Origin of the sequence: Spirosoma agri (genome assembly GCF_010747415.1) — a bacterium.
In the GTDB taxonomy this organism is placed as follows: domain Bacteria; phylum Bacteroidota; class Bacteroidia; order Cytophagales; family Spirosomataceae; genus Spirosoma; species Spirosoma agri.
The window spans coordinates 279,968-306,491 of the sequence record NZ_JAAGNZ010000002.1; the positions used below are offsets into that span (position 1 = coordinate 279,968).

The 26,524-nt window shown below is 50.3% G+C and carries 23 protein-coding genes; 6 read left to right on the plus strand and 17 right to left on the minus strand.

The annotated features are described in order from the left end of the window. Positions 1–51 precede the first annotated feature (51 nt). From GK091_RS17950 to GK091_RS17970, 5 genes are all read right to left on the minus strand, one after another. Complete coding sequence (locus tag GK091_RS17950) at positions 52–1,623, minus strand: hypothetical protein (RefSeq protein ID WP_164041276.1); 1,572 nt, start codon at positions 1,621–1,623, stop codon at positions 52–54. A 269-nt stretch (positions 1,624–1,892) separates the two neighbouring features. After that, complete coding sequence (locus GK091_RS17955) at positions 1,893–2,549, minus strand: OmpH family outer membrane protein (protein ID WP_164041277.1); 657 nt, start codon at positions 2,547–2,549, stop codon at positions 1,893–1,895. Between the two features lie 19 nt (positions 2,550–2,568). Continuing rightward, positions 2,569–3,177, minus strand: coding sequence for an OmpH family outer membrane protein (locus GK091_RS17960; RefSeq protein ID WP_164041278.1), 609 nt, complete (start codon positions 3,175–3,177; stop codon positions 2,569–2,571). A gap of 168 nt (positions 3,178–3,345) precedes the next feature. Further along, positions 3,346–5,937, minus strand: coding sequence for an outer membrane protein assembly factor BamA (gene bamA / locus GK091_RS17965; RefSeq protein ID WP_164041279.1), 2,592 nt, complete (start codon positions 5,935–5,937; stop codon positions 3,346–3,348). A 97-nt stretch (positions 5,938–6,034) separates the two neighbouring features. Continuing rightward, complete coding sequence (locus GK091_RS17970; protein WP_164041280.1) at positions 6,035–6,772, minus strand: isoprenyl transferase; 738 nt, start codon at positions 6,770–6,772, stop codon at positions 6,035–6,037. Between the two features lie 370 nt (positions 6,773–7,142). Here GK091_RS17970 and GK091_RS17975 point away from each other — a divergent pair, with 370 nt between their 5' ends. From GK091_RS17975 to GK091_RS17990, 4 genes are all read left to right on the plus strand, one after another. After that, positions 7,143–8,099, plus strand: coding sequence for a fasciclin domain-containing protein (locus GK091_RS17975; protein ID WP_164041281.1), 957 nt, complete (start codon positions 7,143–7,145; stop codon positions 8,097–8,099). Between the two features lie 39 nt (positions 8,100–8,138). Then, a complete protein-coding gene (locus tag GK091_RS17980; RefSeq protein WP_164041282.1) occupies positions 8,139–9,194 on the plus strand; it encodes an MBL fold metallo-hydrolase in 1,056 nt (351 codons plus the stop codon). Between the two features lie 87 nt (positions 9,195–9,281). Further along, positions 9,282–10,172, plus strand: a complete 891-nt coding sequence (locus GK091_RS17985) for an FKBP-type peptidyl-prolyl cis-trans isomerase (protein ID WP_164041283.1) — start codon at positions 9,282–9,284, stop codon at positions 10,170–10,172. A gap of 397 nt (positions 10,173–10,569) precedes the next feature. Next, complete coding sequence (locus GK091_RS17990) at positions 10,570–13,503, plus strand: TonB-dependent receptor (protein ID WP_164041284.1); 2,934 nt, start codon at positions 10,570–10,572, stop codon at positions 13,501–13,503. Between the two features lie 230 nt (positions 13,504–13,733). Here GK091_RS17990 and GK091_RS17995 read toward each other — a convergent pair whose 3' ends face one another. From GK091_RS17995 to GK091_RS18020, 7 genes are all read right to left on the minus strand, one after another. After that, on the minus strand, positions 13,734–14,042 hold the full coding sequence (locus tag GK091_RS17995; protein WP_164041285.1) for a HigA family addiction module antitoxin: 309 nt from the start codon (positions 14,040–14,042) through the stop codon (positions 13,734–13,736). Positions 14,043–14,044: 2 nt separating this feature from the next. Next, a complete protein-coding gene (locus tag GK091_RS29605) occupies positions 14,045–14,179 on the minus strand; it encodes a type II toxin-antitoxin system RelE/ParE family toxin (RefSeq protein WP_246202310.1) in 135 nt (44 codons plus the stop codon). A 3-nt stretch (positions 14,180–14,182) separates the two neighbouring features. Next, complete coding sequence (locus GK091_RS29610; protein ID WP_246202311.1) at positions 14,183–14,323, minus strand: hypothetical protein; 141 nt, start codon at positions 14,321–14,323, stop codon at positions 14,183–14,185. 157 nt (positions 14,324–14,480) lie between these two features. Then, positions 14,481–15,260, minus strand: a complete 780-nt coding sequence (locus GK091_RS18005) for a 3-hydroxyacyl-CoA dehydrogenase (RefSeq protein WP_164041286.1) — start codon at positions 15,258–15,260, stop codon at positions 14,481–14,483. 49 nt (positions 15,261–15,309) lie between these two features. Continuing rightward, a complete protein-coding gene (locus tag GK091_RS18010; RefSeq protein ID WP_164041287.1) occupies positions 15,310–15,999 on the minus strand; it encodes a YjjG family noncanonical pyrimidine nucleotidase in 690 nt (229 codons plus the stop codon). Between the two features lie 67 nt (positions 16,000–16,066). Further along, positions 16,067–16,372: a (2Fe-2S) ferredoxin domain-containing protein gene (locus GK091_RS18015; protein ID WP_164041288.1), complete on the minus strand. Its 306-nt coding sequence runs from the start codon at positions 16,370–16,372 to the stop codon at positions 16,067–16,069. Positions 16,373–16,468: 96 nt separating this feature from the next. Next, positions 16,469–17,512: a class I SAM-dependent methyltransferase gene (locus tag GK091_RS18020; RefSeq protein ID WP_164041289.1), complete on the minus strand. Its 1,044-nt coding sequence runs from the start codon at positions 17,510–17,512 to the stop codon at positions 16,469–16,471. Between the two features lie 207 nt (positions 17,513–17,719). Here GK091_RS18020 and GK091_RS18025 point away from each other — a divergent pair, with 207 nt between their 5' ends. Continuing rightward, on the plus strand, positions 17,720–20,239 hold the full coding sequence (locus GK091_RS18025; protein ID WP_164041290.1) for an NHL repeat-containing protein: 2,520 nt from the start codon (positions 17,720–17,722) through the stop codon (positions 20,237–20,239). A 71-nt stretch (positions 20,240–20,310) separates the two neighbouring features. Here GK091_RS18025 and GK091_RS18030 read toward each other — a convergent pair whose 3' ends face one another. Together GK091_RS18030 and GK091_RS18035 are read right to left on the minus strand one after the other, a co-directional pair. Next, complete coding sequence (locus tag GK091_RS18030; RefSeq protein WP_164041291.1) at positions 20,311–21,012, minus strand: hypothetical protein; 702 nt, start codon at positions 21,010–21,012, stop codon at positions 20,311–20,313. A gap of 150 nt (positions 21,013–21,162) precedes the next feature. Continuing rightward, positions 21,163–22,614: a Gfo/Idh/MocA family protein gene (locus GK091_RS18035; RefSeq protein ID WP_164041292.1), complete on the minus strand. Its 1,452-nt coding sequence runs from the start codon at positions 22,612–22,614 to the stop codon at positions 21,163–21,165. 179 nt (positions 22,615–22,793) lie between these two features. Between GK091_RS18035 and GK091_RS18040 the strand changes: the two genes are divergently transcribed. Next, positions 22,794–23,726 carry a sugar phosphate isomerase/epimerase family protein gene (locus tag GK091_RS18040; protein WP_164041293.1) on the plus strand — a complete coding sequence of 311 codons (933 nt, stop codon included), beginning with the start codon at positions 22,794–22,796 and terminating at the stop codon, positions 23,724–23,726. Positions 23,727–23,758: 32 nt separating this feature from the next. Here GK091_RS18040 and GK091_RS18045 read toward each other — a convergent pair whose 3' ends face one another. The 3 genes from GK091_RS18045 to GK091_RS18055 form a co-directional block, all read right to left on the minus strand. Continuing rightward, positions 23,759–24,286: an ABC transporter permease gene (locus GK091_RS18045; protein WP_164041294.1), complete on the minus strand. Its 528-nt coding sequence runs from the start codon at positions 24,284–24,286 to the stop codon at positions 23,759–23,761. A 64-nt stretch (positions 24,287–24,350) separates the two neighbouring features. Beyond that, positions 24,351–24,695, minus strand: coding sequence for a hypothetical protein (locus GK091_RS18050; protein ID WP_164041295.1), 345 nt, complete (start codon positions 24,693–24,695; stop codon positions 24,351–24,353). Between the two features lie 118 nt (positions 24,696–24,813). After that, the gene (locus tag GK091_RS18055; protein WP_164041296.1) at positions 24,814–26,262 is read right to left on the minus strand and encodes a glycoside hydrolase family 125 protein; all 1,449 of its coding nucleotides are present in this window, start codon (positions 26,260–26,262) and stop codon (positions 24,814–24,816) included. Positions 26,263–26,524 lie beyond the last annotated feature (262 nt).

Genomic DNA, 26,524 nt, shown 5'->3' on the forward strand with positions numbered 1-26,524 from the left:
GGCGCTGATCGATCAGCGCCCTATCTGTTTTATGACGAGTTAGCAATCAGGCTACTGGGTTTCTTCGAGTTCGGTAAAGTCCTTGAACGTGCGTTTTAGCGCTTTGTCTGTGGCTTCTTTCTTACTTTGCCAGTTGGCGTCAAGTTCCAGGGCGACCAGACCGCTTAAGCTCATGGCATTGCGAAAATCGTCCAGCTTTCTGACAAACTCATTGTTTCTGCGGGAGGATCTGAGCGAGAACTCGCGGGCAAACACATCGCCTTTGTTCTGCAATTCCGACTTCTTGCCTAACACGTAATTATAGCGATCGAGCAGATCTTTCATCGATTTTCCAATCACTTCCGTTGCTTCGAGCGTTCCCATTGTCAGAACGGCAGTGCCGCCAACGGCCGAAATCAGTCGTTGTGAGCTAGGATCATTGGCCGTTATTGCCGGTGATACGCCCGTAACGGCTCCCAGCGATGCGTTGGCAACCGACCGGTTTCGTTTGCCACCTTTAGCGCGTTTGTAATCGTGTTTAAGCTGTTCCTCTTTGTCGCCCAACTGTTCGACCAATCCCCATGCCTGTACGAGCGCCTGGCGGTACAGGGCATAATAGTAGCGGTCTTTTTCGAGTTCGTTGACCGTGTTGAAAACGGTAAACGTAATTCGGCGTTCTTCCCGATTTTTTGCCTTGTCGAGGGCGTAGAATGTGATCTGAACATTCAATGAGTCGTAGGGATCTTTGACAAAATCGTAGGTTGGCTGCCAAATAAATTCAAATTGATTATCCGTATTCTTGATCAGCGCCGTTTTGGGAATTTGCTGGTTATCGGACAGAAAGCCGAAGGTGTTGACGTCATCTTCGCCGTTAGGGTCAGATAAATAAAATTTGAGATTCACCGTCGTGTTTTCTTTCAGCCGGTAGTGCGATTCTTTGGGGATAACCTGAATGATGGGGGGGAGGTCCATCTCCGTCACCTGTACCTTCAGCCGACCTTTCGTGCGGGTTTTGGCCGGCTGGTCTTCTACCCAAAATTCGATATACTGCGGGTTCTGTTTCAGCTTGTTGAACTGATTCAGTGACAATGTCCAGGTTAATTCGCCCTGCGACGATAATTTACTGGCTTCGGGCATCTGGTCGGCAATGGGAATGAACGCGATGGGATCGCCATCATCGTCGTGCACCACTTCCGGATCGATTTTATACGTGTTCTGTACCCGGTAACTGACGTAAAAAGGCTGTAAATCACCTACAACGGGGGGGCGGTTGACGTGCAGAATCTTGAATTCAACCGTTTGCGAAGTCGTTTGACCACGTCGGTTCCGAGCTTCAAAACTTACCGGGTACATTTTAGCCGTTTGAAGACGATCAGCTAGATTGAAGCCGGGCGTCCAGCTGAAATGACCCAATGAGTCGAGCTGCATGCCGTCCTGCTTGTCCCGCCCAAAGGAATAAATCACTGTATCACCGGGGCCCGCATTGGTTTTTAGATCAAATTGAACAGGGGTGCCTTCCGGTACCACATTCCAGTTTGTTTGGGTGGGCAGAAGTAATTGCAATGGTTTTGAATCCTGCGCGTAGCTACTAACAACTGAGATGAGTATCAGCACCCACGTTACAGTACCGACAGTTCGGTTCATAAGCAACAATAAGAGGTGGTCTGTCTTGAAAAACGTAAAAGTAAGGCTAAGATTTCGTCTGGCTGGTTCAATCTAGGCGTTTTGCTACTTTTCTTCTGTAAAGTTTTATAATAACTGGTAATAATTATGTTTTTCAGTTGAAACCGTTCTACCGTGTAATCGGACAAAACAGATGTTACCATGTAGATGATGAACGATGAGCCAATAAAAAAATCGCTCCCCGAAGATCAGGGAGCGACGTTGTCATTAGGGTACTAGTAAATCGTTACTTAGTTCTTCTTGGCTGGTGCTGCCGTTGCGCCACTACCTGCGTTAGCGGGTTTGTTCGCGTTGTTGGCTGGTGCTGCAATTTTGGTTGGATCGATACCTAACTTTTTCAGTACCAGCTCCGTAATATTGTTTTCTTCCGGAGCTACCAACAGAATTGGCGTTGTGTTGGCACCAGCATCCAGATTGAAGACGTAGGTATACGCATTCTCTTTCGCCACGGCATCAATCGCTTTTTGAATTTTCTGTACAACAGGGTTCACCAGTTGTCCGTATTTCGTTTGCAGCGATTGCTCAGCGGTCCGACCGAACTCCTGAATCCGACCCTGAAGACCTTGTAATTCGGTTTCACGGTCTTTGCGGATAACGTCCGTCATCTGCGCAGCTCCTTTTTCGTAAGCGCCGTATTTATCTTCCAGCTCTTTCTGCATCCGCTTCAGTTCGTTTTCAGACTGCGTGCGTTGGATGGTCAATTGGTTCTGGATGTCTTTTGCTTCAGGTGTCTGAGCCAGGACATAGTCAATGTTGGTATAGCCTAACTTCAGCGCGCTTGCTGCGGTTGTGGTCGGAGCCGCCGTTGTTGTTTGAGCTTGTGCCTGTGCATTCAGGCCGCCTACCAATAGGGCTGCTGCGAATGCCACGACGAGGTTTTTGTTCATCTCAGTTTACTAGTTTGTACTACTTCGGTTTTGTGGTTGTTTTATTGTCAGGACTACCTGCTACCGGTGGTACTGTTGTTGTTGCCGCCGTTGATTTGTTGGGCTTACTGGTTGCATCCAGACCCAGCTCCTCCATTACGTAGTCCGTGTAATCGTGGTGCGGATTCGTATACAGCATCACAAAATCAGACGCTTTGTCGAACATGAAGTCCAGCTTTTTCTGCAAGGATATTTTTTCAATGGCCCGGTTGACCGTTTCCATCGGGGATTTCATCAGTTCTTTTTTCTTCTCAAAAAGCAACCCCTGATAGCCAAATACCTTGTTGTTATACTCCCTTGCTTCGCGTTCCTTATCGCTCAGTACCCGTTGCCGATCGCGTTTCATGTCTTCGGTCAGCAGGATTTCTTCAGCCAGGTACGTCTTCTGCAACTTCTCAATCTCGACGTACTTATCCTGAATGTCCTTCGACCACTTATCCGCGAACTTATCAATTTCGCTCAATGCCTTTTGGTATTCCGGCATCTTGCCTAAAATGAATTCTGAATCGACATACCCGAACTTTTGTGCCTGTGCGGGTAAAGCCAGACAAACGGCGCACAAAAGTACGAAAAAAAGGCCCTTTTTCATTATTAGCCGATCAAATTTTACGCGAACTAATTGATTGTCAATTACGGATGTCAGGCAGTTGAGTCAATACCGAGTTCACGTGGCCATTCCCTCGGTGCTTAACCAGCGGTTAGTTGCGTTGGCAACTAGCAATCAGTATCTATAGTTAACGTTTCGTTTACCCGAATCTTATCTGAACTGCTGGCCGATGGTAAAGTGGAACTGACCCGATGCTTTGTCCTTGATGCCCGGAATTTTGTCGAAACCGTATCCATAGTCAATACCGATCAGGCCGAAGGCGGGCATAAAGATACGGGCACCAAAACCAACCGACCGTTTCAGATCGAATGGGTTGTACTGCTTGTAGCTTGCCCAGTTGTTGCCTGCCTCCAGGAAGGTCAGTACGAAAATAGTAGCCGACGGATTGAGTGACACTGGGTAGCGTAATTCAGCGACGAATTTGTTATAGACAACACCACCCTGACTGCGGGCATTGCCTTCTGGCACCCGGTCGTAATCGGCAGTATACACGCTACGATCATCATAACCACGCAGACCGATAATGTCCTGCGCCAGCGCAAACTGCCCCTGTCCGGCCAGACCTGAACCACCCAGTACGAAGCGTTCAAACGGCCCGATCGTAGTACGCTTGTTATAGCTACCCAGGAAGCCCATGTGAGCCCGTGTGTTCAGAACCAGTTTGCCGAATACCGTCTGGAACCAGCTTGCATCGAACATCCATTTGTGGTATTCAACGAACTTGTATTTATCCTCTGGCTTCTCCGATACAGTGGTGGTACGGAAAGCCGAGTAAGGCGGTGTAAACGAACCACTCAATGTAAACGACGAACCAGCCCGTGGGAACTGTGGGTTATCGATGCTGTTCCGCGAGAGGGTTGTGTTGAACGTAAAGTTGTTCGAAATACCGTCCTTGTAACCGATGTAGAATAAATCCAGGTTATTCAGGTCATACCGTTGGTAAGACAGCGAATTGCTCAGCGAGAAATAGTCATCGGGGACTTTCAATTGACGACCCAGGCCAATTGTGATGGCTGTGTTGGTATACGATCCGGTTGGCGTTTTCCCTTTCAGACTCTGGTAGATACTATACGGGTTATTGGGATCGTAGAACGTCTTGTAAACCGTATGGCTGGCACTAACCGTCAGCGCGTTTGGCTTCCGGCCGCCGAGCCAGGGCTCAGTGAACGAGAGCGAATACACCTGATACTGGCTACCATTGGCCTGGAAACGCACCTGTACCCGCTGTCCATCACCGGCTGGTAAGGGCCGCCATGCGCTGAAGTTCGGAATATTACGGGCCGAGAAGTTATTGAACGTCAACCCGAGTGTTCCAACGAAACCGACGTAACCACCCCAACCACCCGATAACTCGATCTGGTCAGACGGTTTTTCTTCGACGCTGTACTCAATGTCTACCGTGCCATCACTTTGCGGTATTGGATTGATGCCGATCTTCTCCGGGTCGAAGTAGCCCAGGGTAGATAATTCACGCTGGGTACGGATCAGGTTCGTTTTCGAGAACTTCTGGCCGGGCAGCGTCCGGATGGAACGCATCACCACGTGATCGCTGGTTTTGCTGTTACCGTTCAGAATAACCCGGTTGATGGTCGCCTGTTTACCTTCAAAGATCCGGATTTCAAGATCGATCGAATCACCGTCAATGCTTTTTTCGATAGGCTGGGCATTATAATATAGATAGCCGTCATCCATGTACAGGGAACTCAAATCCTGTCCGGGATTACCGCTCAGCTTTTTTTCCAGATCTTCCGGATTGTAAACATCGCCTTTCTGAACACCGAGTACATCGCGTAGCCGGGCTGCCGGGTAGAGGTAATTACCCGAGAAGTCAACATGGCGGTAATAATATTTGTGCCCTTCGTTTACCGCCAGATTAATGTTGATCGTATTGTCGCTGTTGTGAATAATGGTATCACTTTCGATAACCGCATCACGGTAACCGAGTTTGTTGTAATACTCAATCAGTTTTACTTTGTCTTCCTCGTACTTTTTCGGAACGAATTTCGATGGAGTGAACAAACGACCAAACCGTTTCTCCTTAGTACTCTTCATCTTCATCCGGATGGCCGATTCCTCCAGTTCGTTGTCTCCGTCGAATGTGATTTTGGCAATTTTTACTTTCTGGCCTTTATCGACCAATACCCGCATCGTTGCGTTGTTACGGGCACTATCCGGTATGGTTGTGATTTTAACTTTCGTGTTCAGGTAACCTTTGTCCACAAAATATTTGCGAACCGCCATCTGCGTATTTTTGGTGATCGTGTTCGAGACGATCTTACCCAGATTCAGTTTCACTTTGTCTTTGAGTTGGTCCTGCTCACCTTTTTTGACGCCCAAGAAACTAACCCGATACAACCGGGGGCGCTCCTGAACACGGAACATGAGGGTTACTTTACCCTCACCGGCATGATTGGCGAACAGCTCTACGTTGTCGAGCAGCCCGGACTCCATTAGTTTACGCACCGATGAACCAACGGCTTCACCTGGAATGCGAATTTTATCGCCGACTTTCAGTCCCCCCAGCGACACCAGCGAGTTGGGGTCGAGGTAGCGGGTACCCGTCACGGTTAACCCGGCAATTTCATAATCTTTGGGACTGGCATAATTCAGCAGTTCATCATTGCTGAGGGGCGTTTCAGTGGCTCGCCCAGCGCCTACACGTACCTGCGCCCGAAGCGTGGCCGGATAAAAGCTAATGAGCAACAAAAGGGCTCCCAGTACGAGTTTTATACGGTGTTCCAAGTTATGGTCTTTCGTTTGTGATTGTCAATTGTCGGATAGCAGCAGTCAGTTGAGCAGAGCGGCAGTAACTGAGTACCGACAAACAAAACTGAAAACTTTATTTAACTAGTTGCTCGCTGGTTTTCCCAAACCGGCGTTCGCGTTGTTGATAGTTTAAAATGGCTTCGTACAAGTGGTTTCTGCGGAAATCGGGCCAGAGGACGTCCGGCATATAGAGTTCCGAGTAAGCCAGCTGCCAGAGCATGAAGTTACTGATCCGCATTTCGCCACTGGTCCGAATCATCAACTCCGGATCGGGAATGCCATCGGTCGTCAGATAGCTCCCGAAAAGCGTATCATTAATGTCACTCGTTGTCAGTCGTCCGGCACTCACATCCGTTGCAATCTGCCGAACCGCTTCCAGAATTTCCCACCGTCCGCTATAACTTAACGCCAACACCAGCGTTAAACCAGTATTGCCGGCTGTTTCGCGCATGGCTTCGGCCAGTTCGCGCTGGCAGTCTTTGGGCAGACTCTCCGTGTTGCCGATGGTCGTCAGCCGCACGTTGTTGTCCATCAGGGTTTTTATTTCGCCCCGAATGGTGTGAACCAACAGCGTCATGAGGGCATCGACTTCAAATTTCGGTCGATTCCAGTTCTCCGTTGAAAATGCGTAGAGCGTTAAAAACTTAACGCCCAACTCGGCACAACCCTCCGTTACTTCGCGCACAGCCTTGATGGCATTCCGATGGCCAAACACCCGGGCAGCGCCCTGCCGTTTTGCCCAACGTCCGTTTCCGTCCATGATAACGGCTATGTGTCGGGGCAGATTGCTCGGGTCAATGAGTTCCTTCATCCCAATAGGGGAGTTTTAACATTAATTAAGAATCAATTCTACAAAGATACCTCAATTCCAATAATTTCTTAACCAGTACGATCTATAGATCACACCGAGTTGGAAATTGTCGATAATTAGGCAGTAATGTACTGATTCGTTTGGTCCTGGATGAAGCCGTAAAGCCAATTTCCGTGTTTGCCGACGAGTCGATGCGTCTCTGTGGCGGGGACCGATTTTTGATCAAAACTGTCCAGACTGGTTGGGAGAATACTGGCGGCAGCGGTCCGCTGATAACTATCGCTAACTCTCTTATCTTTGTTGGCAGGAAACATAAGCCATTTTCGTACGTTCTAGGCTGACAGACCTGGTATTACATCGTTCATTCTGTATGACTAACTCTTTTTCGTTGCTCCTGAGCCGATTGGCTGTGCTGGGGCTCTTGCTGATGGTGTCGCTGAGTTGCAGCAAAAACGACAATACGGTTGCTGACCCGAAAACCATTACCGATCAGGTTTTAGAAGATCCTCAATTCAGTCTGCTCAAGGCGGCTATGAATTATGCCGACGCTGGTGATGCGCTTAAAGCTGCCAACCTGACGTTTTTTGCCCCGAACGATGCGGCCTTTCAGGCATCGGGCCTATCATCGGCGGCAACGATCATGACAATGACCAAGGAGCAGGTAAAAAACTTGTTGCTGTATCATGTGCTCTATGCGCCCGTGTTATCAACGGCCATTCCATCCGGACAAAATACCGTTCAAACGGCCAGTCAGGGCGTTGCCTACCTGAACAACACCGGGAATGGGACCATTTATGTCAATAGCGCAAAAATCACCAAAGCCGATCTCAAAGCAGCGAATGGAATTATCCACGTCATCGATCGGGTATTGACGCCTTCGGGTGGTTCACTGCTGGCGACAGTTCAGGCAAACTCAAAACTGACGTTTCTGGCTGCGGCCATAAAACGAATTGGCGCGGCCAACACTACCCTGGTGACTTCGCTTAGTAGTACCGCTTCCACAAACCCGCTGACGTTGTATGCGCCAAATGATGATGCGTTTATAGCCGCCGGCTACCGAACGATATCCGCCATTGAAACGGCTTCGTCACAAACGCTTTCGTCGCTCCTGTCGTACCATATTGTGCCGGGTGTGTCGCTCTCCTATCAGATTCAGACGGGGTCAGTCAATACCCTGCTGAGTGGAAATAAGCTGAATTTAACGTCGAGCAATGGCGTTCTTGCGGTTAAAGGAAACAAGAACACCACTGCGGCCATCATCAAGACGCCCGATCTGGTTGCCAATAACGGAGTCATTCATATTATTGACCAAGTTTTGCAGCCGTAACCGGATCGGACGATTAATCGGTTTGCTGCTACACAGTCTATGGGGTCCAAACTACTGCTTATACTGGGATTGCTGATTCTGGTGTTTATTATCGTGGCTATAATCGTTGGCTACAAGGTTTCGGCTCCCCGGTACACCGGACCCGTCAGCGACCATTTCGACGGGAGCGAATTTTATAATCTTGACGGTGTGAAGCCTAAAGGCTTCCTCGAAATGGGTGGCTGGATTTTCAATCGCCATCCGGGGCCCTGGCCGGCTTATCACGACGATCCGCCGGGGCCCCCACCACCCGACCGGGTCAATGGACGAACGGTTCGGGTTACGTTTATCAACCATTCAACTGTGTTGCTTCAGTTCGATGGCATTAACGTGCTGACTGATCCGGTGTATTACGAGCGCGTCAGTCCATTTCAGTTTGTCGGGCCTAAACGTAACAATCCGCCCGGTATCCGGTTCGATGATCTACCCAAAATCGACGTCTTGTTATTGAGCCACAATCATTGGGACCACCTCGATATTGGAACCGTACGAAAACTGTGTGACCGTGACCATCCGCAGGTATATTGCCCGCTGGGTGTAAAAGCCTTTCTGGACGAAGAGGGTTGTGGTGCTGTTCAGGAAATGGATTGGCTGCAGTCAGTTGTGTATAACGACAGTACGACAATCCATTGCGTGCCGGCGCAGCATTTCTCGGGTCGGGGCTTCTTCGACCGGAACGCGACTCTTTGGGCTGGTTACGTGATTGACAGTAAAGTAGCCGGAAAATTGTATTTTGCGGGTGATAGTGGCTATGGCAATCATGTCAACGCCATCGGCAACCAGTTTGGTCCGTTGCGGCTGGCGCTCATACCGATCGGGGCCTACAAACCCCCCGCGTTTATGTCGCCGATCCACTGTTCACCGGCGGAGGCTGTGCAGATTCACATGGATAGCCAATCCGAGCAAAGCGTAGCTATTCACTTCGGAACGTTCCCGCTGGCCGACGATGGTGCGAACGAACCTGTCGATGATCTGGCGAAGGCGTTGGCCGCGAAAAGGATACCGGCGGAGCGTTTTCAGGCGTTAAAAGCAGGGACAAGCTTAGTCCTGAATTAAAAAAAAGTGTGTCGACTCCCAACGTTACGCCACGATATGGGGTCTTTATGCGTATTACCTAGTGTCTCTCTTTGTTAATTTAATTCCATGCGTACGTTTCATTTAACCATTTGGAGTGCTCTACTGATCAGTGGGCTAGCCGCCTGTGGCAAACAGGATGTTGACCCATCGAGCACCTACTACGACCAAAACGATGCTGATATTCAGAGTTATGCGACCAAAAATAACCTGAACGGGAAAACAACGGCAACCGGACTATATTATGTCATTACCCAGGCCAATCCAACCGGAAAACTGGCCACTCGTAACGAAGAAGTCGAATTTACCTATAAGGCTTATAATCTGGGCGGGGCTGTTGTCGACAGTACCGTAAATGGCCGGCCTGTTTATTATCCGTTGGGTATCCAGTCTATTCTGCCTGGTCTGGAAGAAGGTCTTGCGTTAATGCACGAAGGCGAAAAGTCGACGCTCCTGCTTCCGTCCTATCTGGCTTATGGCAATTCGGCCCTTAATGCTAATTTACCGGCTTATTCTGTAGTGCGGTTCGATGTCCAACTGAACAGATCCCGTTCGGAGGAGCAGCAGATCAGACAGTACATTGCGGACAAGAAACTGGTCGTTACCGACTCGTCAACGACTGGTCTGAAGATAATCAAGACAGTAAGCAACCCTACCGGGGCCGCGTTATCTAACACCTCCGGTCAGACGGTTACTATAAAATATAAAGGTAAACAGCTTCGTAGCGCTTCCGCTTTCGACAGTACTGGAACCGGTACGTTCGATGCCATTCTGGGGCAAAATAGATACGTCAAAGGATTTGAAGAGGGCTTATCCAAATTACGCGTAGGTGAGCAGGCAACAATTGTTTTTCCCTCGTCTATTGGGTACGGAACAACTGGGGTCGTTACTAACAACCGGTATGTAATTACGCCGTACGCACCACTACAATTCGAACTGGAAGTAGTTTCAGTCAAGTAGGTTTTCGTCTAGTATAAATAGATGGTCTGTGCGGAAGTCCAGACCATTTTTTTGTGCCTATCAATAAGCTGTGATTTGACTACAGAGATCGGTACCGTCATAGGCTGGTTTATCGATTAAGCTGATCGCAAAGCCGGTTGACATGGTCCGTAGGAGAACGGATTTGCAAACATAGTTCATCGATAAATTAACGGTTTTTAGCGTCTTTTTTTTTGTTAATGGTCTGACAGTCAGAGTGAGTAAAGTTTTTCTAGTTGACATTATAACGGAACTAGTCCCTTTTAATAAGTATACTTGTCGTCTTTTGAAACTAGTACGGGTAACGCTGTATGTATCGATATTTTATTCTATTTTGCGCGTTGTTTTAAAAATATAACCTATGTATAATATCTCTACTATGAGTCGTTATTTGTTATGGGCTACAATTTGGCTGGTTACACTGACTAGTGCGTTAGCCCAGGGTATACGGGGCCGTGTGACGGATGTAACAACGAAATCCGCCATTCCCGGAGCAACCGTTGTTGTTATGAATAGCAGTGTTGGAACGACGGCTGATGCCAGTGGCGACTACTCCCTGAAGTTGAAGCCCGGAAGCTACACCCTCAAGATTAGCTTTGTGGGCTATGAAACGTTGAGTCTTCCCGTCACGGTAACGAGTGGTGACGTCGTTGCGAACGGTGAATTGAAAGAAAGTGCTTCGGCACTCAGTGAAGTTGTCGTCATTGGCTCGCGTTCGCAAACGGCCCGGACCAATGTGCAAACGGCCGCGCCTGTCGACGTTATTTCGACGAAAGAGCTGAAAGGCTTTCCGCAGGTGGACATCAGCCAGGTTCTGAACTTTGTGGCCCCTTCGTTCAACTCGAATCGCCAGACGGTTACGGATGGAACGGATCATATTGACCCGGCCTCGTTACGCGGTCTGGGTCCCGATCAGGTACTGGTACTGGTGAATGGGAAACGTCGTCACACAACGGCGTTGGTAAACATCAATGGCTCGGTTGGCCGGGGTTCGGTCGGTACGGACATGAACGTGATCCCGGTAGCTGCTGTAGAGCGCATCGAAGTGTTGCGTGATGGGGCCGCTGCCCAATACGGTACAGATGCGATTGCGGGTGTGATCAACGTCGTACTGAAAAAGAACTACAACGGCTTTTCGGCATCGCTGACGGGTGGTCAGAACATGACGAATATGAAGTACGTTATTCCCAACATCAACGGTGGTTCGGACGCAAGAAACCAGAAAATTAATGATGGTAGCTTACTTCAATTCGATTTCTCGAAAGGGTTCCGGTTGGGTAAAGAGGGCCGTCTGACCGTTAGTGGCCAGTATAATTCGCACGACCGGACCAACCGCAGTGCCAATGACAATGCACCCACCATCTACCTGGGTTCTGCCGGTGGTTTCCCAACGACGCCAGCAGGGCAGGATGCTACGGCGTTCCGCAAGGATCTGATTGCGCAGGATCAGGCCATCATTCAGCAACGGGGTTACAATCGCCAGAACATGATTGTCGGTAACTCAAATGCCAAGAACCTGGGCATATTTGTTAACGGTGGCATTCCGGTCGGTACGAAGTCGGAGTTTTACTTCTCAGGCGGTATTACACACCGTACCGGTACAGGCTATGGCAACAACCGAATCCCGAACTCGCGTAATCAGCAACCGCTGAAAGCCGATGGTACGCTCTATTATCCGGATGGTTTCCTGCCCGGTATTCAGTCGAGTATCAATGACCAGTCGTTGATTCTGGGTTACAAAACGATGCTGGGCCAGTGGAATGCCGAGATCAGTAACGTAATCGGACAGAACACGTTCGGCTTTACGGTTACGAACTCCGGTAACGCGTCGCTGCCCGCGAACAATAACCCACAGACGACATTCGATGCGGGTAAGCTTCAGTTTTTGCAAAATACGGTCAATGCAGACCTTAGCCGCCGGTTTGTATCGGCCAGCAATACCACGCTGAACGTAGCCTACGGGGGTGAACTCCGGTTCGAAAATTTCCAGACCCACGCGGGTGAATCAGGTTCGTACTCCGGCGATCCGAACCGTATTTTGCCCATAGCTCCGCCACTATCGGGAACGGTAGTAGCGGCTCCGGGCGCGCAGGTATTCCCCGGACTTCAGCCAAGCGATGAGGTGAACAAGTCGCGCAACAGCCAGGCCCTTTACCTTGATCTGGAAGGTGAACGGGGAAAACTGTTAGTCGGTGCGGCTGGCCGTTTTGAACACTACAGCGATTTTGGCTCAACTATTAACGGTAAACTGACCGCCCGTTTTCAGGTGACGCCCGCCCTTGCCGTGCGAGGATCGGCCAGCACCGGTTTCCGGGCACCGTCGCTTCATCAGCGGTATTTCCAGAACACCAGTACCCAGTTTGTCAATGGGTTGCCGTCGAACACGCTGACACTCAATAACGATAGCCCCATTGTCAGAAACGTGATCGGCGTTGATGCGCTAAAGCCCGAAACGTCGGTTAACCTGGCTCTGGGTGTGACTGCCCGCGCTGGCCGTGCGTTCACCTTAACTGTCGATGCTTACCAGATCGACATTACGAACCGGATTGTGTATTCGGGATCGTTTACCCGTGCGCAGCTGGGCTTTGGGACGAACGATTACCTGGGCGTGAACCTGGTTCGTTTTTTCGCCAATGCGATTAACACCCGGACTCGTGGCCTTGACATTGTAGCGGCTGAACGGCTTAGCGTTGGCAAAGGTCAGTTGGTCCTGACGGCTGCGTTGAACTTCAACAAAAATACGGTGACGGCGATCAACAGCACACCGTTGATCGATGATCCGAAAAACAATCCGGTCGGTGCGAATCCAAGCACCTGGTATCGCACCTCGTTGTTTGACCGCAACCAGATTTCGATCATTGAAGATTACCTGCCCCGCAGCAAGTGGAACCTGAGCGCAACTTACACGATCGGTAAGTTTGACATTGCTGCCCGTACCGTACGCTTTGGCGAGGTGAAATTCAAAACGGCCACTGATCCCGATGCTAAGCGAGCCGATGGAACGTACTGGAATACGCAGTTTTCTCGTGACGAAACGGGTCATGCCTTCATCGATCAGACGTTCAAGCCTGTTTGGATCACGGATTTGACGGTGACCTATCGCTTAACGAAAGCCATCGGCGTTACCGTTGGAGCCAACAACGTGTTCGATGTGTATCCTGATCAACTTTATATCGACCCACGCAATGCGCTAGGTAGCACCGATTATGCGTCAGGACGCGACAACTCGAACCGGGGTCGATTCCTGTTCTCACCAAACCAGGGCGGTTACAACGGTCGCTACGTATTTGGCCGTGTTAGCGTGAATTTCTAAAGACTGACACCGTCTTAAGTACAGTAAAAGAGCCGCCCTTACGAGGGCGGCTCTTTTACTGTACTTCGCCCCCGAGGGCTAATAGATGATGACGCAAAACAACTGAACAACAAAGAATTCAAACCTTTACACCGCATCGGCGGCCCGGCCTCGTTTGGTTGGGCTGCTAGACTCGGCCTTCGGAAGCCTACTTCCTAGCATCCGGCAACTACCCTATGCGGAGCGGAATGTTACGCAGTTTGTAGACCACTTGCCTGATTGAAATGGCGAATGGCTGAACGGTTGACTTTGCGTTCAGCATGCCACAACTCATAGTTCTTTTGTAAGTTGACCCAGAATTGAGCCGTGTTGCCAAATGCTTCTGACAACTTGACGGCTAACTCTGGGCTAATACCAGCTCGCTCGTTGACGATAGCCGAGAGATTGGCGCGGGCAACGCCTAAACCCTGTGCGACTTCCGTTATAGTCAAATTCCTCTCTTTAATGTAGTCCTCCCGCAAAATCTCGCCGGGATGCACTGGGGGTAGGTTGCGTATCATAATCAATGGTAATCTACATAGTCAACATCGTACACATCACCGGCTTCAAAGCGAAAAATAATCCGGTAGTTGGGCGTCACAGTAATGGCCCAGAATTCTGCCAAATCGCCCGTGAGTTTATGGATGCCAGACCCCATCTGTTAAATATCTCTGACAGAGGTCAGGGCATCCAACTGGTCAAAGAGCCGGTTAATCTTGCGCAGGTATTGAGCGGGTAACCTGGAACCATTGCCTGCTTCATAATACTGATGAAGCCCTTTGTGTTTGAAGTTAACGATCATTGTTCGCTTTGTAGCGTGTAATACTACACATTACAAACCAAAAGGAAAATAGTGCCACATCAATTCGGCGTTTCTCGTGTCCACGGGGGCTAACCAACCGACCGGACGCTGGAAATGAAAGAACGACTTAAGCAAGCACCCAACGCCGATAAGTACCCTACTTCGGTCCCATACGAATAGCACCATCGAGCCGAATGACTTCGCCGTTTAACATGGGATTTTCGATGATGCTTTTGACCAAAATAGCATACTCAGCCGGGCGGCCAAGCCGGGAGGGAAAAGGGACCTGTTGCCCCAGTGACAGACGAGCTTCTTCGGGAAGCCCCAGCAGTAAAGGCGTTTCGAACAGGCCGGGCGCAATGGTCATGACCCGAATGCCGGAACGGGCCAGGTCGCGGGCAATGGGAAGCGTCATGCCGACAATGCCTCCCTTTGATGCCGAATAAGCGGCCTGTCCCATTTGCCCGTCATAAGCGGCTACGGATGCTGTATTGATGATGATGCCCCGCTCACCCTCGTTATTGGGGCTGTTGCGTTCCATTGCCAAAGCTGCGAGTCGAATGACATTGAACGTCCCGATAAGGTTGACGGAAACGACCTTTTGAAAGGCCGCCAGCGAATGAGCGCCATACACGCCATCGACTTTGCCGAGGGTTTTGCGGGCTTCGGCGATACCGGCGCAATTGACGTTGATGTGTAAACCACCGAAGGTTTCTACCGCCAGATTGACAGCCGCCTGCACATCGGTTTCACTGGTAACGTTGGTGCTGATAAACCGGACCGCAGGCCCTAATTCATCGGCTAACGCATTACCCCGTTCCTCATTCAGATCAGCGATGATAACATTGGCGCCCTTCGAGGCCAGGAGTCGTGTCGTGGCTTCACCGAGTCCGGAAGCGCCCCCGGTGACTAAGGCGGTTGCTGCAGTTATGTTCATACCGTACCTTTTGTTTAGTTCCCTGAACGCATCAATAAACCAGTCTAGTCTACAGAATAGCCATCAACTCGTTCCAGTGGCGAATGTCGTAGGTTGGCTGATCGTCGACGAGCAGGCCGGAAGGATTGTAGAAAACTGTATCCAAGCCAACACCTTTGGCTCCCAGAATGTCAGCCTCGTAATTATCGCCGATCATCAGGCTTTCCGCTGCGGTCGTGCCGCTGATCTCCATGGCGTACTGGAATACCAGCGGATTGGGCTTCTTCGCATTGGCGTTTTCGCTGGTGACGACATGGGTGAAATAATGGGCGATGTCGGCACTAGCCATTTTGATGGATTGGATATCCGCAAACCCATTCGTGATGATGTGCATCGTATAGCGACCTTTCAGATGATCCAGCACCTCGCGGGCCGACTCCAGCAAATGCGGTTTCCGGGGAAGCAATCGCAGGTATTCGACATTCAGATCAGCATGGACCGCCGACTCATCGACGCCAAGCGCCCGAAAGACCATAGGAAACCGGTGCTTCCGGATGTACGTATGTTCAATGAGGTTTCGGTCGTAATCAACCCACAGCTGCTTGTTGATCGCAATAAAATGACGGCTGAATTCCTCCGCTGAGGGAATGCCCAGATCGGCCAGACGAAACGTCTCGAACAGCTCCGCAAGTGACTCCGCCGAATTACGGTCGAAATCCCAAAGCGTGTGATCGAGGTCAAAGAAAAGGTGCTTGTACATTGATGCAAGTAGGTTCGGGTACTGGTTTTGCTGATACGTACTTCACCTCGACCAGCACCCAAAACCGTTAATAATTCAGCTTGAGCCGCTCAACCGGCTGGTTGTTCAGTAAGTCGCTTTCTATGATCTCGTTCACATCGGATAGTTGAACATTGCCGTAGTAGGTGCCTTCCGGGTAAACGACCAGGGCCGGACCGAAGGCGCAGGCATCGAGACAAGCGGTCCGTTGAGCGCGCATTTCTTTCAGCAGACCGCGTTCGGCCAGTGCTGCTTTGAAGGCGTCAACCAGTTCGTTACCGTGCGCTTCACCACACGATTTTTTAGGAGCTGCTTTCTGATTCGCGCAAATGAAAACGTGCTTTTTGTATTTCATAGGTTGTGTTGATCTATACGCAAAGGTACGTAACGAACCTTCGCGCCTGCAACAAGTGATGAACGAACGGCGGATCTGTTTTTGCTGCCCGGCGGATTATTTTTTGGCTACGACCATCACCCGACCGGGCATGGTGCGGTACGTAACGACTTTGTGTTGTTTTAATCCGGCCGTTTGTTGCCATTGCTGAATTTCGGCGACTGAGTAGTTACCGGCGGTACTGCTCAATCCATAAAACAGATCCGTGCTGCTGCCAATCAGGTTTGGTTTTGCGCCCAGCTCCGGTCGGCTGAATTCGTTGACGATAAAAACGCCCCCCGGTCGCAAAGCCCTGGCTACTTTTGTGGTAACGAGCTGATTTTGATCCGGGGTAAAATGATGGGCTAGGCTTGAGAGCAGCACAATATCAAACGTATTTTCGCCAAAATCGTCGGTGAGTGCATTGCCGGGTCGGTAGGTGATCCGGTCGCCCATACCCTGCCGATCCAGCAACGGAGCGGCCTGTTCAATGGCGGCTGGCAAATCAAGAATGACTGATGTTAAGGCCGGAAGTTTCCGGCAGAGCGCCACCGAATGCTGACCATGGGAGCCACCAATGTCCAGCATTGTTGTGGCCGACTTCGGTACCGGTGCACGTCGACCGAATTCCCGCGCTTCGGTACTGCTGGCGGCCACCATGGCTTCCTGGTAATAACGCCATTGTTCTGTCGACAGGCTATCGTGGTATTGAATGCCTTTACCCGTTTGCAGATAGTCGCCCAGATGATTCATCCAATCCCAAACAACGCGATTGTTGAAAATCATCATGCCATGAACCGAGTAAGGGTCATCTTTCGTCGCAAATCGCCGGGCCATTTTCGTTAGCGTAAAGCGATCGTTATGGAAGGTAAAATAGCCCATAGCAGTTAATAGACCCATTAATTCGCCTAGTGCTTTAGGATTCAGGTTGAGCACAGCCGCGAGCTCATCCAGTGTATTGGCTCCATTGTTAACCGCGTCAAATACGCCTTTGTCAGCGGCTTCGAGAACGGCTTTTGCCAGAACCGGCATAATCTGAACGTGAAGAAGCGGAATCGGAGCCAGGTTAGCGCGCAGAGCCAGCCATTCAAGTGGATTTTCCGGTGAGATTGTCAGTTGCATAGGTAATAGGGCGTCTATACCTACAACTCACTAACGCCTAACTTGGCTTAAATCGACTAAACTTTAGTTCCGAATCTGTTTTAGTTTATACCATTTGGTTGCGATAAAAAGTAGACAGCTTCTTCCTCAGCGTATTTGCGTTGACCGTTCCACTAAATAATTTTGCTGGACGCATATACTACTCGTACCACTTACCTATTTCTCTCCGTGACCAGTACTATTACCCGCTTTCTGAAAATAGCAATCGTGTTTTGCTGTTTTCTTACCCACGTTGCTTACTCTCAGGTTATAACAACCATTGTTTCCGGTACGACTATAGGCGATGGCGGGCCAGCGCTCAATGCCGGTTTTTGTAGCCCCACCGCCATTGGGTTCGACCAGAACGGAAACTCCTTCATCATGGATACGGAAGGCTATCGGGTTCGCAAAATCGATGCAAATGGAATCGTTACTACATTGGCAGGAACTGGAGAGGTTGGTTTCGAGGGTGACAACGGTCCGGCTACCAATGCCAAATTCATTCAGCCTCTCGGAATGGCAATAGATGCTACGGGACGGGTGTATATTGCCGATTCTCAAAATCACCGTGTTCGAAGAATCGACCTTAATGGTGTTATTACCACCATAGCCGGAAATGGTATCAATGGATATGGCGGAGATGGTGGACTAGCGGTAAATGCTACCTTACGTTTCCCTACTTGTGTCGTGATTGATAAGGATGGTAATCTGTACATTGTCGATTCGGGCAACAACCGTATCCGAAAAGTGGGTGTCGATGGTGTTATCAATACGGTGGCTGGCAACGGAACCCCGTCTTTTGGCGGTGATGGTGGCCCAGCCACCAGTGCTCAGTTACAATACCCCAGTGCCGTTGCTGTGGATAATTCGGGCAATCTGTATATCGCTGATACTTATAATAACCGGATTCGTAAAGTCGACGTGAATGGCGTGATAACCACCGTGGCCGGTGATGGGTCTTTGCAGTCCAGGGGTGACGGCGGATTGGCGATCAATGCGTCAGTGTACAGACCCAATGATTTGACTATCGATGACGCTGGCGTTATATACCTTTCTCAACAAGACGGACGGGTTCGAAAAATAAACACAAACGGTATCATAGAACCCGTAGCCGGAAATGGTACGAGTGGGTTCAGTGGCGATGGCGGTCTAGCCGTTAATGCACAGATTAGCGCCGTTCCGGGCGTTGACGTGGACGCTTCAGGAAATGTTTATATCGCTGATCAGGATAATTATCGGATACGTCGAATAACCAGCGATGGCGTTATCAATACCATCGCTGGTGGATTTACGGGCGATGGTGGTCCCGCTACTAATGCGTTCTTCCGAAAACTTCTTTTTGCTACGAAAACACCTGCCAATCTCACGGTCGACACGAAGGGAAATGTGTACGTAACGGATCAGTTTAGCCATCGCCTGCGTAAAGTTAGTCCCAATGGTATCATTAGCACGGTTGCCGGAACGGGTGTCAACGGGTATACTGGAGATAGTGGTCCTGCTACGGAAGCTCAATTGCGATATCCACGTGGTGCAGGTCTTGACGCTACAGGTAATTTGTATTTTATCGATCAGAGCAACGCGCGTATTCGAAAAATCGCGGTGAATGGTACGATCACGACGGTGGCTGGCGACGGGACTCCGAGTTTTATTGAGAATAGATACTCAGGGTCAAGCGCTGACATTTACAACTCCAGCGGAATCGCTGTTTCGAAAGCCGGGACGGTCTATGTTCCTACCAGTAAGTGTATCTTAAAGATTACCCCTGCTGGTATCATTTCTATCGTGGCAGGAACAACCGCCAGTAGCGGCTACAGTGGTGATGGCGGACTGGCCGTCAATGCGCAATTAAACAACCCGACCAGTGTAACGCTGGACAAAGACGAAAACCTTTACATTGCTGATTTCTCTAATAACCGGGTCAGAAAGGTTGATGCCAGCGGCATCATCACTACGGTAGCTGGCAACGGTTTCCTGTATTACGGGAGCGAAAATATTCTGGCAACGAACAGCCCTGTGAACGGACCTTATGAAGTGGCCTTTGATGGGAATGGAACAATGTATATTTCGGAGTCGTATTACAATCGAATTCGTCGAGTCGACCGCAACGGACTAATTACCACTGCGGTCGAGAGTGGCGCACAAGGGGCAAACAGTGATGGAATTCCAGCCGTCAACGCTAAATTAGTAGGTCCAAAAGGTATTACGGTTGATGTAGCGGGTAATCTATACATAGCTGAAACAGGCAATCAGCGCGTCAGAAAAGTGACGTATCCGATCCGGCCTACATTGGCTGTCAACGAGCCGATAAACTGTTCAGCAACGTCTGTCACACTGACAGCGCAACCATCGGGCGAAGGATTTGCCTATCAGTTTGGCCCCGGTGCTACTCAGATTGGTACTACCAATCAGGCTGTTGTACAGGCGTCAGGAACCTATTCCGTTACCGTAACGACCTCTATCTTTGGCTCCCCGGCTGGCTCGGCTACCGCAAGCGTATCGATTGGTGATTTTTACACACTTAAAGCCGGTAACTGGACTGATTCAACTGTATGGTCTTGTGGAGTGGTCCCTAACGCTACACAGCAGGTTCGAATTTTACACGCAATTGACCTATCGCCAAACTATCAGGCCGAGGCACGAGCTATTCGATACGAGACAGGTGGCCGTCTGAACGTGGCTACGGGAGCAACGTTACGGCTTGCGCGCTAATGATACGGTCAATGCTCTGAAGGGGTAAGCCTGTTGTCGGCAGCTGATTTTGCAGACTAAAAATACTAATCTCACTGCCGATTCGGCTGAACGGCTTCGTGCAGAGCGCCCCAAGCCTGATCTAACGCCTGCTCGATAACTGTCCAGTCGGCTTCGGTCGTGCCGCCCGGTTTCAGAACGGAGTCGTCGCGCATACGCATCGCATTCGCGCGAAGTCGGGCGTACGTCTGGAAAGGAGCCACCGGTAAATTGTACTGAGCCGCAGCCGTTGCCGCCAGCGCATTGGCTAAGTTGGCGTACGAATACCGTTCGCGCTGACGATGTATAATCCACCAGTCCAGCTCCAGCGCGGCTACCTTGTGTACATCGAATGAATTGGTGCTGAGCGAATGAATCGACTCGTAATACGAAATGAGCTCGGGGAGCGCCCGCTGGTAATCAGCCCGCGTTTTACCCTGTTTGAAAATGAAGGCTGATTTGGTTGCCTGATAACCCAGCCGAAATGATCGCCAGAACCGGGTGTGAAATTGTTGACGCAGACCCGACGCCAGTTGCCAGAAAAGAAGCACCGGTTTTCGTTCGTAGTAGGATCGCCACATCGCCGTTTCAATCGTCGCGACTGTGCGGGCATCAAACTGCCGTATGTCGTGCTTGGTCGGCACAACCAAATCGATGACGATCCAGAGGAGAAAAGCTAACAGGGTAATGCGTCCTAGTCGTTGGCTTAGTCTGGGACGACGGGGTATATTCGATACGGGGGCAGGGCTATTCATACAGGTTATAAACGCTGATAACGGACCGACTATATACCTAGAAAGCCCAACTTCTGGTTTTCTGGAAATCGAAAAGGTTGCTACGTGTGGTGTCAACGGGTAACAAGTGACAAACACACATAACAACCTTCGCGGTTTTTTGAGAATTCCCTACGCTTTTTTAGAGGCCGCTTTTTGAGAAGCAATCGTCTTTTTGGGGGCGGCTTTGGCAGCCGGATTTTTCTGGATCATGGTCACTGGGTCCCAATGCACGACTTTCTGGTCAAAGTAACTTTCGTTGCAGGCCAGTACTGGTGCGGCTGCCCGGAAACCGAAGACCGGATCTTCGAGCGTCCCCTGACTGCCCCGGCGTACGTTGTCGAAGAAATCCGCGAAGTGTTTCGCGTGAGCATCATCGTCTTTGGGCGCTTCAAACTTCACTTCTTTAACCGGCTCGGCCTTGCGGGTGTCGGGCGGATACTGGGCATCGTACTGACGCGTAAATTCCTGCTGGACCGGTTCGGTGAAGGTGAAGAAGCTGTCGTAACCGCCATAGCCAGGCGCAACGGGAAGTTTCTTTTTGGTCATGATCAGGTTGTTTTCGGAAAATTCGATCTGCCCTTCGTTCCCGATAATGCGCGTCACGTCGTTGATCTTTCCGGCATTGGCGAAGTTCACCCGAAGTACCATCTGGAAGGCTTCGTGCTGGTCTGTTTTGGGATAATCCATAATACAGGCCATAATATCGGGCACATCACGGCCATCTTTCCAATAGGCTAGATTTCCTGACGAGTAGATGCGCGTTGGACCGAGTGTGTTGGTCACGTAATGAACGCCCGTGATCAGGTGAATGAACAAATCGCCCGCAACACCCGTACCGTAGTCTTTATAGTTCCGCCAGCGGAAAAAGCGTTTGGCATCAAAGGCATGTTTGGGTGCATCGCCAAGGAATCGGTCCCAGTCAACGGTTTGGGTCGATGCATCGGTTGGAATCGAGTATTGCCAGGCCCCGATGGCGTTGAACCGGTCGCTGTTGGATTCGATGTAGTTGATCTGGCCAATATCGCCTGCTTCCACGAGTCGCTTGGCTTCTTTAAATGCCGCACTGCTGATCCGCTGGCTACCGACCTGCATGGTCTTGCCCGATTTTTTCCAGGCATCGATCACCGCCTTACCTTCATTCAGGTGCTGAACCATCGGCTTCTCGCAATAGACGTGCTTGCCCGCTTTGAGCGCGGCAATCGTGATGTGATCGTGCCAGTGATCGGGCGTTACGACAAGGACGGCATCGACATCCGGGCGGGCCAGAATTTCCCGGTAGTCACGGGTCGTGAACAACTCCTTGTCTTTGCCAAAGGCCGTTTTTGCGTGTTCGAGCCGTCCAGTGTAGAGATCAGCAACGCCAACTAGCTCTATATCGGGGTTTCGGAGTGCAGCCTGAGTATCAAAATTTCCTTGGATGCCCATGCCGATCGTCGCAATGCGGATTTTGTCATTCGGGCTAATCTTCATCAGATTAGGAATATAAGCGGGCATGCCAAAAGGTCGGGCAATACTTTCGGTTGCGACCAGGGCCGAAGCCGCCGACAGGCTCTTTATGAATGTTCGTCTATTGGATTGCATGAGCGATGTGCTTTACACGTATGATCACTAAAGCGAAAAGACCCCTTGTTTTACCCCTTAGAAAAATAGTTGGTTGGCTCCCGAAAAAGCTGGTCGGGTATTGATTGTAGGTAGGGAGTAGGATAAAATCAATACCAACTTTTACGTGCAATCCGGTCAAATCCTGTTGTCGAGAATTTATGCCTCCCGTTTCGCGTCGTTCATTCCTCCAATCGTCGGCTTTGCTGGCGGGAAATCTCCTGCTTCCGTCAGGACCGGCATTTGCTGGGTTGCAGAAGGCACTGCGGCTGGGCGGTCCTATTTTTCTGAAAAGCGACGACCCCGACGCACTGGCCCGGGAGCACCGGCGGTTGCAATACAGTTCTGCTTATGTTCCCCCGGTCGAGTTGAAGGACACGGCAAAAATTAACGCCATTCGAAAAGCGTTTGCTGATCAAAACATCCTGATCGCCGAAGTAGGTGCCTGGGTGAATATGCTCGACGAGGACGCTGAAAAGCGCCGTAAAAATTTGACCTACGTGATCGAACGGCTGGCACTGGCAGAAGCGGTCGGCGCACTGACCTGCGTGAACATTGCCGGTTCCTACAACCCCAAGCACTGGGACGGCCCCGACGCCCGCAACCTGACGACCGACTACGTCGATGCTACGGTCGAGAACTGTCGCAATGTGATCGATGCCGTAAAACCGAAACGGGCAAAATTCTCGCTGGAGATGATGGGGTGGAGCCTGCCCGATGGACCGGAATCGTACCTGAAGTTTATAAAAGCCGTTGACCGGCCTGCTTTTGGGGCCCACATCGACATTGCCAACATTATCAACAGCCCTTCCCGATATTACAACAATACAGCGCTGATCAACGAAACCTTCCGCATTTTAGGCCGCTGGATTGCGTCGTCTCACGCTAAAGATGTTTACGGGAAAGACGGGCACTTTGCCGAAACAATGCCCGGCCGTGGCGGGATAGATTATGGCGCGTACCTCCGTAATGTGACAGCACTACCGCGAGAAGTTCCCCTGTTACTAGAGCATCTACGGACGCCCGAAGAGTATGACGAAGCCCGGCAATTCGTTATCAATCAGGCTACTAAAGCAAAGATTCAACTCGCCTGAAACGAAACTGACCGGCCACGGACCTATTCCGTTTATAAATCGGGGATTTCGCGAATTCGTACCTTCATGTGTGGACGCTCGCCATTGGGGACAATCGCGACGAATGTGTTATTGACCGTTTCGCCGTTGCGAATCATGTGGCCCGCCTGAATATTGGTGGTTGTCGTTACTTCTTTCCCTTCCGAATTTTTCACTTTTTGCTGGTAGGGGACTGTAAACGGGCGTGCCATGATCTTGCCGCTCTTTGCGGTCAATCGTTTGCCATTCGCGTTGAGGCAATCGAACGTGGCCAGTTCGTTGAGGTTTTCCTGGCCAAATACGGTCTGCCGGGGAAAAAATATTTTTGTGCAGTTACTCTTGTTCGTAACGTAAATCGTTACCTCATACCGCATAAAGGGCTCTCCGCTGATTTCGATACGGCGTTCATTATTGATCTCAAAGCCATAATCAATACCGTTTAGCTGGGCTGGCTTTCCGGCTTCAATCTCATAAGCCTGTTGAGCAAAAAGCGGACAATATACGGACAAGGTTAGCAGGCAACAGGTCAGGAAACGAATCATATTCATCGGTGGCTTAACGGCATAAAAATACATAGCGACCACTATATCAGGCAAGTCTGGGCCACTACTTCCATAAAACGGCAATCAGAATGATTGATAGTGCCAGCACTAACTGGACAACTATTTTTAACGTGAACGATTGACCATAATGGATTGGGTATAAAATAGCACCAACGATCACGCCCGTTACAAAGAACAAAAAGCGATTCGACCACATAGATCCGTTAAATCCCTCGACACCAAATTTTGATGCCTGAATCCACAACCACGCGCAGGCTACGGCTAGTACGTAAGGCATGGGCGATTGAATCCATTTGCTATTTTTAAACTGCCAATACATAATGTACCAGTGTCCAACAGAGCCAATCAGAAAGAGCAGGGTCGATAGCGCTATCTTGTGGTATTGCATCGCCAGTAAGCTGGTTATAAATAGTAAGGCTGATTTCGTGTTGTTAGCGTTGACGCACTGACAACACGAAATCAGCCTGGTGAACCAATTCCAATAGTTTTCAGCGGTGCTGACGGGATCAGACGGGCTTGCTTAGCAGATGCGGACGTTCATTCGCCACTTTCAGTATGAGTTCGCCAAAAAGCGTATTGGCCCAGGCGAACCATTTGCGGGTAAATTTAGCCGGATCATCCTGATTGAACGACTCGTGCATAAAGCCCGTACCCGCGTGGGTTTTCTTCAACTGGCGAAGTTGCGCCAAAATTTCCTGATCGTCGGTGGAGGTCAGTGCCCGCATGATCAGGCTCATCGGCCAGATGCTATTGACCAATGTATGTGGACTGCCAATCCCTTCAGCGGCTTTGCCTTTGAAAAAATAAGGGTTGTCGGCGCTAAGCACGAAACGCCGGGTATTTCGATAAAGCGGGTCACTTGCCGGGAAAGCGCCCAAGTAGGGCAGAGCCAGCAGATTCGGCACATTGGCATCGTCCTGAAGCAGGTGATTACCGTAACCGTCTACTTCCAGCGCGTACATTTTGCCGTATTTGGGGTGATTGTAAATAGCGTACTGTTTCAACGCGGCCTCGACTTCGCTGGCCAGTGCCCGACAGTCGTTCGCAAAGGCGGTTTCAGTAGGGTGAATCTGACCAAGCATGGTTGCCAACTGCCGGAACGAGACAACCGCAAACCAGTTCGATGGCACGTAAAACGGGAAAACCGTCGCGTCGTCGGATGGTCGAAAAATGCTGTGAATCATACCGGTTGGCCGGGTCGGATTGCCGTAGCCATCGCCCGGTACGGTATCCGTTGACCATGACGTTGTGCGGCTAAAATGGTAGGGCCCCCGGCTGGATTGCCCCCGGCTGGTTTTACGTTGTTGTTCCCGGCAGGTTTGCAGCGACAGTTTCATCGCCTTTAGCCAGTCTGCATCGAATGGGCCGATGTCGCCGGTTAGTTTCCAGTAATTGTGGGCTAGTCGAATGGGGTAACAAAGAGAATCCAGTTCCCATTTGCGTTCATGGAGGCCCGGTTTCATCGTGGTAACGTCTTTTTTCCACTCGCCCTCTTTGGCCGCATCGGCGTAAAAAGCATTGGCGTACGGGTCCCGAATGATGCACTGGTTTTGCCGCCGGATAACGCCTTCGATGAGTTGTTGTAATGGCTTATCCTGTTTGATCAGGGGTAAGTAAGGCCACACCTGCGCCGTGCTGTCGCGCAACCACATGGCGTCGATATCGCCGGTAATGACAAACGTATCTGGCTTACCGGCAGCGGTGCTCACTTGAACCGTCGTGTCGAGCGTATTGGGAAAACAGTTTTCAAATAACCAGGCTAGTTCAGGGTCACGAACGGTTTTGTGTATCCGCTCGATGGTTTGTTCAACGGCCGCGCTGGTAAACTGACGCTTACCGGTAGCCGTCCGAACGAGGGGGAAATCGGAACCAGCCTGTGCCCATGCGGACTGAGAACTTAGCAATATGCCCGCGCTAGCTGCACCAGACTGTTGAATAAACTGACGACGATTCATGAAACGACAAAAATGAATTGACTATAAAAGAAGCAAAGAAAAAGAAGCCTTGCCTACAATCGGCTCCCCAGCTCCTATTATTTCTCAAATAGTGACCGTAACGCGGCTGGTAGGCTGCGATCAACATCCAGCGAAATCATAGTCAACTTTTACAAAGTACTGTCAAGCATAACTCATTTAGCGTGGTTTACGTTGGCTTCGTCAGCATAACGAAAGATAACCTAACGGATTTTCAATGACCTGCTCATGGCAGGCGGAAACG